This window comes from Bacillus sp. TH25, assembly GCF_016650935.1.
GTDB classification, from domain to species: domain Bacteria; phylum Bacillota; class Bacilli; order Bacillales; family Bacillaceae_G; genus Bacillus_A; species Bacillus_A mycoides.
On sequence record NZ_JAEKEU010000009.1, the window covers coordinates 322,554 to 334,380 of the forward strand.

General features: G+C 34.8%; 11 protein-coding genes, 2 other RNA genes and 1 riboswitch. Of the genes, 2 read left to right on the forward strand and 11 right to left on the reverse strand.

The genetic code is table 11. The annotated features are described in order from the left end of the window. Window positions 1-275: 275 nt before the first annotated feature. The 5 genes from JFT89_RS06140 to JFT89_RS06160 form a co-directional block, all read right to left on the reverse strand. Window positions 276-1,142 (reverse strand): 5'-3' exonuclease, encoded by an 867-nt coding sequence (locus JFT89_RS06140; protein WP_002064575.1) that lies wholly within the window; start codon window positions 1,140-1,142, stop codon window positions 276-278. A 132-nt stretch (window positions 1,143-1,274) separates the two neighbouring features. Then, on the reverse strand, window positions 1,275-2,000 hold the full coding sequence (locus JFT89_RS06145) for a P-type ATPase actuator domain-containing protein (RefSeq protein WP_016094439.1): 726 nt from the start codon (window positions 1,998-2,000) through the stop codon (window positions 1,275-1,277). Between the two features lie 349 nt (window positions 2,001-2,349). Further along, window positions 2,350-2,515, reverse strand: a riboswitch (M-box (ykoK) riboswitch). Window positions 2,516-2,718: 203 nt separating this feature from the next. Beyond that, window positions 2,719-3,105: a DUF350 domain-containing protein gene (locus JFT89_RS06150; RefSeq protein ID WP_002086561.1), complete on the reverse strand. Its 387-nt coding sequence runs from the start codon at window positions 3,103-3,105 to the stop codon at window positions 2,719-2,721. Beyond that, entirely contained in the window at window positions 3,102-4,337 is a 1,236-nt protein-coding gene (locus JFT89_RS06155) for a glutathionylspermidine synthase family protein (RefSeq protein WP_201039678.1), read from the reverse strand. The genes JFT89_RS06150 and JFT89_RS06155 overlap by 4 nt, the downstream gene beginning before the upstream one ends. Window positions 4,338-4,340: 3 nt before the next feature. Then, window positions 4,341-4,652: a hypothetical protein gene (locus JFT89_RS06160; protein ID WP_002086563.1), complete on the reverse strand. Its 312-nt coding sequence runs from the start codon at window positions 4,650-4,652 to the stop codon at window positions 4,341-4,343. Window positions 4,653-4,734: 82 nt separating this feature from the next. On the opposite strand from JFT89_RS06160, the gene JFT89_RS06165 reads away from it, so the two are divergent. Further along, window positions 4,735-5,184 (forward strand): hypothetical protein, encoded by a 450-nt coding sequence (locus tag JFT89_RS06165; RefSeq protein WP_002064572.1) that lies wholly within the window; start codon window positions 4,735-4,737, stop codon window positions 5,182-5,184. A 55-nt stretch (window positions 5,185-5,239) separates the two neighbouring features. Here JFT89_RS06165 and ssrS (JFT89_RS06170) read toward each other — a convergent pair. From ssrS (JFT89_RS06170) to JFT89_RS06190, 5 genes are all read right to left on the reverse strand, one after another. Next, a non-coding RNA gene (ssrS, locus tag JFT89_RS06170) (6S RNA) lies at window positions 5,240-5,423 on the reverse strand. 21 nt (window positions 5,424-5,444) lie between these two features. Then, a non-coding RNA gene (gene ssrS, locus JFT89_RS06175) (6S RNA) lies at window positions 5,445-5,627 on the reverse strand. A 116-nt stretch (window positions 5,628-5,743) separates the two neighbouring features. Continuing rightward, window positions 5,744-6,577, reverse strand: coding sequence for a sulfurtransferase (locus JFT89_RS06180; protein ID WP_016094441.1), 834 nt, complete (start codon window positions 6,575-6,577; stop codon window positions 5,744-5,746). 2 nt (window positions 6,578-6,579) lie between these two features. Next, a complete protein-coding gene (locus JFT89_RS06185) occupies window positions 6,580-6,852 on the reverse strand; it encodes a YpbS family protein (RefSeq protein WP_000451806.1) in 273 nt (90 codons plus the stop codon). Between the two features lie 21 nt (window positions 6,853-6,873). After that, window positions 6,874-7,341: a GNAT family N-acetyltransferase gene (locus JFT89_RS06190; protein WP_002011932.1), complete on the reverse strand. Its 468-nt coding sequence runs from the start codon at window positions 7,339-7,341 to the stop codon at window positions 6,874-6,876. 71 nt (window positions 7,342-7,412) lie between these two features. Between JFT89_RS06190 and JFT89_RS06195 the strand changes: the two genes are divergently transcribed. After that, window positions 7,413-7,667 carry a DUF3931 domain-containing protein gene (locus JFT89_RS06195; protein ID WP_000369740.1) on the forward strand — a complete coding sequence of 85 codons (255 nt, stop codon included), beginning with the start codon at window positions 7,413-7,415 and terminating at the stop codon, window positions 7,665-7,667. A 3-nt stretch (window positions 7,668-7,670) separates the two neighbouring features. On the opposite strand, the gene JFT89_RS06200 is transcribed toward JFT89_RS06195, so the two are convergent. Beyond that, complete coding sequence (locus JFT89_RS06200) at window positions 7,671-11,330, reverse strand: dynamin family protein (RefSeq protein WP_033706605.1); 3,660 nt, start codon at window positions 11,328-11,330, stop codon at window positions 7,671-7,673. Between the last annotated feature and the right edge of the window lie 497 nt (window positions 11,331-11,827).

The window sequence follows — 11,827 nt, forward strand, 5'->3', positions numbered from 1 at the left end:
TCAATGAGAGGATTTACCCTCACTAATTATTAGCCTACATCAATCGGGCTTTTACAGGGAGTTATCCTTCCATCATCACTCTTTATTCAGCTATAATATTGAGATAGAAGTCCTATCGCCCGTTAATGCGGGATAAGGATTTATCTGTGTGTCCTTATAATAATTGATTGTTGTGAATTCCATTTGAACTTCACATGAAAATTCCGTTTATTTTCTGACAACTTTGTGAACAAAAAAAGAAAGACCGATTCATTCTAAATCGGTCTTTCTAGTATTTATAACATGTTTATTAATATTTCAGGTCTTCCCCAATTCATTTCGTTACAAACGAATCGTAGTTTTTCTTCATCCATTGTGTGTAACCCTTCTTCTAACGAACATGAAATTGGAACTTCACAATGAATTTGCGCTAATTGTAAAGAGATATTTAAATTTTCTAAATCACTTTCAATTTTTGTGCGCTGCGCTTTCGTTAATGATGCTATATTTTCTAGTACTGCCGATACTGTGCCGTATTCTTGAATAAGCTTATACGCTGTTTTTTCACCAATACCTTTTACACCTGGATAATTATCACTTGTATCTCCCATGAAAGCTTTCGCATGCACAATTTGCCAAGGTTCTACACCTTTCTCTTCCATGATTTTTTCCGGTGTGTAATACTCGTAATTTCCAATTCCTTTACGAAGAAGCATAACTGTAACATTCGTATCAACAAGTTGAAGTAAATCTGTATCACCTGTCAAAATATAAACTTCCGCTTCATTGCAATATTGTTTTGCAAGCGTACCAATACAATCATCCGCTTCATAACCTTTCATACCGATTACAGGCATAGATAATTTCGCAGTCATTTCTTGTACTAAATCAAATTGCGGAATTAATTCTTCCGGCGGTGCTGCACGATTCGCTTTATAATTCGAGAAAGATTCCGTTCTAAATGTCGTACTTCCCATATCCCAGCACGTTACAATGTGCGTTGGTTCGATTGCTTGTGTTGCTGTTAATAAATGCTTCATATAACCATGAATCCCATTCGTCGGGGTACCATCTTGTCGTTTCATAAATTGTCCATATACACTTGTTGCGTAAAAAGCACGAAATAATAGTGCCATACCATCAACTAATAATACTTTTTTCATAATTCCTCTCCTACTAACAAAAAATAATAACCTCACGTTATCACGTAAGGTTATATATAGATTACCATTCTACGTTTTTATTCAACTTTGTCTATTATACATTGTTTTTGTATATTTAGCATCATTAACACATTAAGACATTCTACCGCAACAAGTATGAAGTATTCCTGAATACGTATTTTTACCTGTCGAAACAACTACAGCCTTTGCATTTCCGTCAACAATATACGTACCTTTGAAACATACATTTTCAAGTTCAAGTGGATTATAGTCTTTCATCCGTTTTAATGGAATAAATCGTTTACGTTCAATATGATAGCAACTTTCAAATTTCTCAATACTCGCATCGTTTCCTGTCAGCACAGATTCATTTACTAATAAATCATTTGCATAAATAATACGTACATCTGCCGGTACTATATCACCTTCTTCAAGAAAGATCATATCTCCAGGTACAAGCTCTTGTACTGGCAATTTCATCATTTTTAATTCACTGTTTAACCCTGTTACGCTAGAGGCTTCTACTCTAGAAACAGTAACTGTTTCACATTGTAATTCATCACGTACATTTTGTTTAGAAAGACCTGGAATCATTCCACTTAGCTTTATCATCACTTCTGCAAGAAGCGCTCTTTTTGAAATTAATTCATTTCGGCCGTATACTTGAATACGTTTTTGTGCTTCTTTCACAGATAGTCCGTCTCTTGTTGTTTTAAAATACGCAAATACAGATTTTACATCTCTCGTTGCAATTTCAATTAATAAATCTTTATTTTTTTGGAGCATTATTTGTTCTTTTATTGATTTTTTACTTAGTTTATATGACGTGTTACCCACAGTTTTGTTTGCATATAACATATTATCGTCTCCTCCTTTATAACATAGGAAGAAACGCTTTGTTTCTCGATTTATCCACTTTACCGTGAAAATGTCTAGCGCTCAAATACTCGAATGACCGCTACATCATGATAAATATAGAGGGAGGAACAAGTCGTTTCCTGCCTACATCATATATTTTTGATTTGAAGCATATGGGTAACGGAACCGAGTCAGAATTTGACATGCTCCTCACCTCCTCGTTTATTTTTTAGTTATAATCTATACTATGAAATTACTCATAGCTTTGTAACAAAAAAGACCCTTACTCATAAGAGAGCAAAGGTCATTGCATACACAAATAAGCGATTCCTAATATAATTAGAAATCTACGGACCTCTCCCTCGCCGAGTTTTAGCACTGTATAGCATAGGTTCATTACCAGCTACGTTAAGAAAAACCTTAATTCGATCATTCCTGTTGACCCATTGGCGTCTCTCGACATTTTTGGGCAGTAGCATTTCTCTATACAGGAGCCTCACCTAACAGAGACTTATTATAATTACATAGAAAATGTTACTCTTATTTAAAATAGATGTCAACACTTTGTATGGAAACTTTTCCTTATTACAACAACTACCTCGAGTTTAGTACACTAATACGCATCCTACTCAGCGTTCGGCTACATAAATTAATTGAACACATATTGCAAAAAATTAGCAAATGAAAAATAAAACCCTTACGTTAAAATGTAAGGGTTTTAATACGTTACACAACCAGCAATTACAATTCCGATGGAAAGTGATAAAAACATAAGGAAAAGACCAACTGCTTGATTATCTTCTTCAAGACTTTTATTAATATTAAAACGTGGTGTAAGCCATTCCGCTAAATAAAAGACAATAATTTGAGCTAAGATCCCAACAGCTCCCCATGAAACCATATCAAGAATTGAAATAGAATTAGCAGCCGTTGAATATAAAACGATAGCAAGACCAAGTAGTCTTCCTCCAAGTACATAGCTTACCGCTTTATTCCCTTGAGCCATTAACTTAAATTCCTTAACTTTCGTTGTCACTTCCATAAGAAAAAGACCGATACACAAAAGTACAAGTGATACTGCTAAATATAGTAAAAAATTAATCATTTATTTTCCTCCTTCTTAATACCTACCGGTAAATAATACGATTCATTTCCCGTAATTTTTTCTCCGGCACGTATACCGATGCTGCTCGCTTTTCCAGTAATTAAAAAAGCCCCAAACACGTACGACAGCTTCTCAATTCCTTTTTCAGTTTCCAAAAATACAACTGGAAGCTCTGTATATTTCTGAAATATAGGCAGTGACGATTTATACGTTTCATGTGCATTTCGAATCATAATATTTGTATCCTTATCACGAATCGTAATCGTGTCACCTTCCCTACCGAACGAAGGTTTTTGAACGAAAGGACTTTTCCCCAAAAATAAATCTGGCTCTAAATATGTAGGAAGCATATATTCTTTAATCCACTTTTGTTCCTCACTTGTGTAAAAAGCACCTTCTTCTGCTAATCCCCAAATAAGACATTGAATTGATTTCGGCTGAAGTAAAAAGGCCGACAAAGGATTTATAATAAAAAGCTTTCCTTCTTTTACAAGTTGCAAAAGTTCTACTCCCACCAAATCCCCCGTTTCGGGATCTTGATCTTCAATTAAGTCTTCAATTGGATATGTTTGGCGATACAAAACATCAATTGGTACACCATCTCTATCTACTAAAGCATCATCTGTAATTCTAAGTTCTGTCATTGGCATCACTTTATTTTCAACATGACATAGCCCACTCAAATACATAGTCGTATTCCAATCTTCTATATGTTCAGGATGAGCTGTGAAAACAACATTTGGATCTTCCATTCCTTTTGTAAACTCCATTACGGCTTTTGTGATACCGGAAGAAAGTAAGCGCTCTTGATTTGCATTTGGATCATCATAGCCTAATTCTTCACAAACTTTTCCATTCATTTGAAAGCATTCCACAATAAAAGTTGGAGTATCACTATTAAACTCAAGCATTTTAATACGATTATCCTCTGTTAAAGCAAAATCAAATCGTGAAATAACAGATTCAGGATACATCCCTTTCAGTCTAATAAAAGGTAAGCTTGCACTTGGAAAACCGAGTTCAAGAAGCTGTTCATTAGATAAATTCCGAAGAATTCTAGCAGTCTTAAAAAATATTTTCCCCATTCGTTCAGTTGCTAATTGCAATTGTTTCATCGTTTGCTCTGTTATTGGGAAAACATGAAACAAACTATACTCACATTCATATAAATCCGACCAGAAATGGGGATAATTCGAATAAAATTCTTTTCGTTTCTTTATGTATTGCGACATATTTTAACCTCCAAATCCACCTTTTGAACCACTTCCAATTCCACCTTTAAATTCGGCCGAAGATTGATAAGTTTTAAACTCTGATGAATTTTTGAAGGTGGATTTATTTTGATAGTATTTACCACCATAAAAGTAATGTCCACGATAACCTGAACTACTATCATCACACTGCCAAACACCAAGTTCATCATCCCAATCCCAATCAGAACAACTATTATCATTCGGTTCGGGGGGAATATCTTGCGCGCAGCCAAATAAAGTGCCCGTCATTAAAGATGTCAGGACACTACCTACTAGCCATTTCGTTTTTGTCACCTTTGCACTCCCCTTTTTAAATTATATTTCTATTATATAAGATGTCATGATAAAGTAGAAAAAAAGGAAGAAGAGGGATAAAATGCGATTGGAATATCGGCTCAATGATGAAACAAACGGGTATCCAGCTTTATGGAACTACGCAAATATTTCTAATTCTGAAATTGTCGCGCGCATGACTTGTGAATATTTTATAAAAGATGGAAATACATATATCGTTACTGCAACTTCAGTAGATCCAGACGGGACAGCAGTGTTATATATACAAAAAGAAGTTTTTTCCAACGACCCTTCAGATCCTACATACTCGCACATAGGTTTTGAAATTAGAGAACTAAAGGAAACCTGCTCAATTATGATAGAAAGTAAAGATGTTTGGAATTACGAGGATATCTTACCCTCTCTCCATTCAGATATTATATATATTCAACGGGATGGAATACATTTGGAATTCACCCTCGATTCAAGAGAAATTGATGAAGACCGCAAGTGCTATATTTATTATGGGAACTTTACAGGTAAATCTAGATAACATGAGTATATTTATTCAACAAAAAAACCTTACGTATAAAACGTAAGGTTTTTTATATAGTCCCACATATGCCGTTATCTATAGATGTCCATAAACCTGCTCTCACAGGTGGATGTTCTCACAAATGTTTGTAACTTCCTTCTTAAAAAGATGGCCTGCTATCTACATTTAAATATTGAACTTCCGCATTATACTTATTGGTTTAAGACATACACAAGCTACGTACACCGTAGGAATTTTATATACTATTAGTTGAAATAAGACCCCCGCAAGTGCCGTCTCTCGTAAATGTCCAAAAACCCGCTACTCGCAGGTGGATGCCCTCACAGTTACCGTATATCTTCCTCCACAAGGAAGGCTTGATAATGGTCACTAAATATTGAGCTTCCGTAAAACTAACATCGGTTTTAGACATAAATAAGTTACGCACACCGCAGGATGTATTATTTACTTGTCGTTATATTATCACATTGTTTCCAATGTGTAAAATATAATTTTTTTGAAGCAATCTCTTGCTTGTGACCTTATTTTAATACAAATTATTTTTGCATGCAAGTGATTAATCTTCTTCTTTTGCAATTTGATTTTCTGGATAAGAAATCCAATCACTCCAGCTACCTGTATACAATTTAACATTTTGAAAACCAGCTAATTTTAATGCAACTATGTTCGGACACGCTGTAACACCAGAACCACAATATACGATTGTTTCCTTCTCTTTATCAAGATTTTGGAAACGCCCTTGCTGTTCCTCTTCGTTTTTAAAGTGTCCCGATTCTAAAATCCCATCTTTCCAAAAAAAGTTTACTGCCGTCGGAATATGCCCTGCCTTCGAATCAACGAGCTCTTCCGCACCAGCATAACGTTTTGGTTCCCTAGAATCAATTAATGTCATATTTGCACCTGCACGAATATTCTCTTTGACCGTGTCCATCGTTACAATCATATTATCTTGTATGTTTGCTTTAAATGTTTTTCGGGCAACAACAGGAATTTCTGCCGTTGTACGTAATCCATTCTCTTTCCAAGCCGGAAGTCCACCATCTAATATATACACTTTCTCATGTCCTACATAGTTTAATAACCACCATAAACGAGAAGCCATTGCACCAGCTTGACTGTCATACGCAATCACTGTCGTATGTTCATCAATCCCGGCCTGTGAAAGCTTGTCTGCAAACTCCTCAATATTTGGCAACGGATGGCGGCCACCATGTTCTGCTACAGGACTTGATAAATCTAAATTTAAATCAAAATATAACGCATGAGGAATATGTTCTTCCTCATACTTCTCTCTACCCCAATTAGGATTCGCTAAATCAAATCGACAATCGATTATACGGACATTCTCATCTTCTATATGCTCACGTAACCATTCGACTGTAACTATCATCTTTAACGCCCTTCTTTCTCTTGCAAACGACTTACATACTCCATAACCATTTCTTCTGTAACAAATTTACGCTGCAGTGTAACACCATTTTTTGCAAGATCATTAATTTGCTTTGTTACAACATTAATGATATCAACCGAAAATTCTTTCCCCTTTGACGCAAGAGATACGGCTGCTTCAATAGCTGCTTCACGCTGCGCATCTAATTGTAAACATGCTTTTACACTTTCATTTTGTTTACGAGAATGTGCTGTAATTGCTTTATGTACTTCCATCTTCTCTTCCCCCTAAATAAGTTATACGTTCTTATTCAATTCCATTGCAAGCCGAATCATATCGCGACATACAATCCCATTTTCAATAATCTCTTCTTCATAATGCTTTGAAAAGTAATCAAAATCAATAGAAAAAATACGAAATCCACATTTTTGATATAAAGCAAGTTGTGAAACACTAGAATTGCCTGTACCAACTTCAAGTTTTGACATACCATATCCTTTAGCAGTTTCTACGGCATGACTTAATAGCTGCTTTCCAATCCCTTTTCCTTGCAAATGCTCTACAACCGCAATATTCATAATTTCCATTGTCCTTGGTCTTGTTTCCAAAAGCACATATACACCGATGATTCTTTCTTCTTGTTTAGCTATATACGTATACCCTCTCTGTACATATGCATCAATTTGGCTTTCACTTGGATCAGCAAGAAGTAATAAAGATTTCGGTATAGCTTCTTTCGAAATACGCTCTATGACAACAGACATAAAAATTCCCCCTCCTCTATTGTTCTAAACCCCCCTTGTCTACCATAGATAATAGAAAGGAGGGATTCACCATGGACAACAATGAGAAAAAATGCAACGTCATCTCTATTGATGGAAAGAAAAAGAAGAGCGACACATATTCCTATCCAAAATTAGTAGTAGAAAACAAAACGTATGAGTTTTCTTCATTCGTCTTATGCGGTGAAACACCAGACGGCAGACGCTTAGTTCTTACCCATATGATTTCTACTGATGAGTTTGCAGGGTTTGTAAAATCTTTAGATACTGTACTACAAAAGAAAATTGAACGAATCTTTTTTTCATAACAGCTATTTAATATAAATTTCTTTTTCAATTTCTACTAACTGCTTTTGTAGCTCTTCTTTACTTTGTTCGTATAGTGATACATCAATTGTTTCAGCTAAAGCGAATAATATACTTTCATAATAATTCTCAACATCTTGCTGCATCACTTTTTGGAATAGGTTCCATTTTGCATCCCACTCTTGCTTATAATGATGAACGAATAAATCTTCTTCATCAACTACATAGTTTGATACGAAAGGTTCTAACACTCCTTTAGCGTCTTCTTGCATAAAAGCTTTATCATTTTTTTCAAAAAAGCTTTTCTCATTTTTAAAATGTGCTAGTGCCTTTTTAAAATCTTTTATTTCTATCGAAGGAAACGGCTCTTTATGTGTAATAATTTTATATTCATAATCCACTGTTCCACCCATAGAAATCGATTCATTTTCCACTTTGCAATTCACAACAATTTCATCCTTTGCACGCTTCATCGCTTCATCTATCCATTTTTCAAGACGTAATGATGTCGCACGCATTTCTTGTAATAAATCATGTTGAATAAATGAAACTAATTCCATTACACATTGCTGCAACTGCATTTTCACATTCCCATCTGTTCGTAACGACGCCGGATTAATAAATTCAGTAAACACATCGTTATAGCGTAAAAATAGACGTTGGTGTACATAATAAAGCAATTCTTTCACTTCATTTTGCATTGCTTGCTCTTCAGCAAGTACACTATATGATGAAATAATATGAAGTAGCTGATTACGCTCTGCTTCATATTTTTTTGTTTGCTTCTCTTTCTCATCATTTCCCTGCTTTGCGCCATTTATCATATTTACAAGAAGCTGATTCGCTCCTTGCAATGCACCATATAAAGCATGCACAGATACAAGCATTAAATCCCTCATCATAAAGGACGTAAATGATTCTTCAAACTTAGTAATCCCGGAGTTTTGTAAAATACCATACTTTTCTTTATCAATACTTTTCCCTTGCTTTTCTTCAAGCGCACATAAACTTGAAATTGCAAATAAACGTGGATTTCTAATACCGTATTGCAGGAGCTGATCCGCAATATAACCTTTTACCATTTCAAGTTCTTCTTCAGATTGTGCTAAATCGGCAGCATTTATTAAGAAGAACATTTTATCAAGTGCAAATGTATCCTTTACACGACCGAGCTGAATTAAAAATTCACGATCTGCACGAGAGAAAACATGATTATAGTATGTTACGAATAAAATAGCATCTGCGTTTTTAATATACTGGAATGCAACATCCGTATGGCGCGCGTTAATAGAATCCGCCCCTGGTGTATCTACAAGAGCTACTCCTTGCCTTGTTAAAGCACAATCATAATAAAGCTCCATATACTCAACAAAGCATGATTTTTCTTCATTAGCTACATAATCAGAGAACTCCTCTAACGTAACTTGTAATTGTTCCCCTAAATGATTAGCAACTGCCTCATATCCTTTTTGTACCGCTCGCAAAAAGCTAAATGTTGTTTTTTGCTTCCCGCTTGGTGAAGGGTATTTCATAATTTGATCAATTTTCGTTAACGCTTCTTCCAATGTAGCAATTTCATAGTGAAACATTTTATAAACAGCTTTCATATCTTCTAACAGCGCTTGCTCTGATTTAAACTGGACAATTACCGTTCCATGTTGTTTATCTTCTGTAACTGGCAAAATTTGATTTATTGTTGCTGTCGTTGGGTTTGGCGATACAGGAAGTACCTTTTCACCGAGCAATGCGTTAGCAAATGATGATTTCCCAGCACTAAAAGCTCCAAATAACGCTACTGTAAATTGCTTCGTTTCTACACGCTGTCTTTTTCCCACTACTTCTTGCTGTAGATGTTTCAGTGTAGGCAATGGATCTAATATCGTTTCAGCTTTCTTCACTTTTTCTAATATACGCTGAATATTTAAAGCTTTCGTTCCTTTAATCTCTTCTTCACTAGCCGCTACGTTATCATTTACAATTTCTTGCTCTTGTAGTGTAAACTTCTCACTAACAACTTGTTTTTTACTTTGTAATATTTCGTCTATTTGCAATCCATCTGGTATAGAAACATTTTCATTCCAAATATCTCCTAAATAGCTCTCATATTCCTCATACGTCTTAATGTATTGTAATTTTGTTTCTTTTGCTGTTTGTAACATCGTGTATTTTTCAATTTCTTCTTCAATACGAGCAATCTCTATCTTCACTTTCTTCTGCAATATACCCGTACTTTTTCCAAAGATTTGCTGAGATTTCATAAAGTATCTTTTCTTTAACTCATTTGCAACGTCAGCAGTATACAGAAGTAAGTAATCACCGGTAAATCCAGCCCCCTGTTTAATTGTTTCAGCCAACACTTCCGGTCCGAAAGCAATTTCTAACGCATATATGTCTTTCCCTATTTCCTCTGTAAATAACCCTTCTTCTTTTAAGAAGGCTACAATAAATTCTTTCACATGAAAATCAAGTTGCGTTTCAACAGTCTTTTGAAGAGCAGAATAAAAAGCATCTACACGTCTCTGTTTTTCTTGCTCCGTCTTTCCTTTCGCAAATAACAAACCAACTTTAAACTTCGTTAATTTCGTTTCTAAATATTTATTTGCCAATTCTCTCATTTCAAATGGCATTAAATACGCGTTATCTAATATGGCTTGTAAACCTTTTATAAATTCATTTCTCACATCAGATTCTTTACTAACCACCCGATTTTTATTTTCAGTTAACTCTTCCTTTTTTTCAACTATCTCTGAAAGTGACAGTGGTGATGTTAATTCTTCTTCATATTTCATGAGATGTTTTTCATTTTCAGAAAGAATAAACGAACAATGTTCTTGCAGTAAATATTCTGTTTCTCGCTCCATTCCCTTTCTTACATACTGCTCTTTTTCTTTCATGATAGAAAAGATTAATGCTTCTAAACTTTGAATTTCATTGTATGGATGATTCATCATTCGCAATGATGTATAGAAAATACCATCTACTTCAATATCCCAGTTAGAAAAAGACTGTTTTACACTATCTCTATACTCTTCAAACGATAACTCATTTGCTTTATGTTTATCTATTTGGTTTACAACGAGATAAACCGTTTTATTACGTTGTTTCAATTCTTTAACAAATTGTAAGTTAACCTCTGATTGGACATGGTTATAATCCATCATATAGAAAATAACATCTGCTAGATGCAGTGTTGATTCCGTCGCTAATTGGTGGGCATCATCCGTAGAATCAATTCCGGGCGTATCAACTAACATAACCCCATCAGGAATTGGCGCATCATTTCGATAAATATGAACACCAATTACTTCATCACCGTCTTTACATATTTGTTTTAATTCTTCTGCTGAATATGCGCCGTCATATTCATACTGTTCTCCAGACTTAATCGTTACAACAACACGATCAGATCCTCTTTCAATTTTAACAACGTTAGCACTCGTTGGAATCGGACTTGTCGGTAATAATTGCGCTTTATATAGGTGATTCATCATTGTCGATTTCCCCGCAGAAAAATGACCACAAAAAGCTAGCATAAGCTGCTCTTGTTTATATTTTTGAATCACTTCAAACAACTTCAAACTATTCTCTACATCGCCGTTTTTTTGCCACTCTTCATAAAAACAAACAAGTTTTTTCATACCGTTTGTCTGTACTATGTTTGTCATCCCCTTGTTCCCCTTTATCCAAGATGTATATACTTTATCCCGCTATTTGTGGGCAGTAAAAACCCGTTTCGTGCGGGCTAGTAATCAGTGAGGGATAGACCTCCCCGCTGATTAAAGTTTCACTTTATTATCATACTAAATTTTCAGCATATTCACATCAAAAATAAAAAATCCCTTTCATTCTTTTTACAAATGAAAGGGATTTTATGTAATATTATTCATTTTGTTGTTCCTACTCCATTTAATACATACTTTGTAACACCAACATATATAGCAATCGTTCCTGCAACAAGTGCATACACCATATTAACACACCAACCTTTTTTTGATAATGATTATCACTTTTGAATACATTTTATCATTAAAGAGAATCATTATCAACAAATTTCTAAAAAAAGAAAGCTCCTTCGGGAAAAGGAGCTTTACTGCCTGTTTTAAAGAAGTTTAAAACTTGCTGTGCACTCTTATTATATCTCATAATACACATCTTAGCAGTT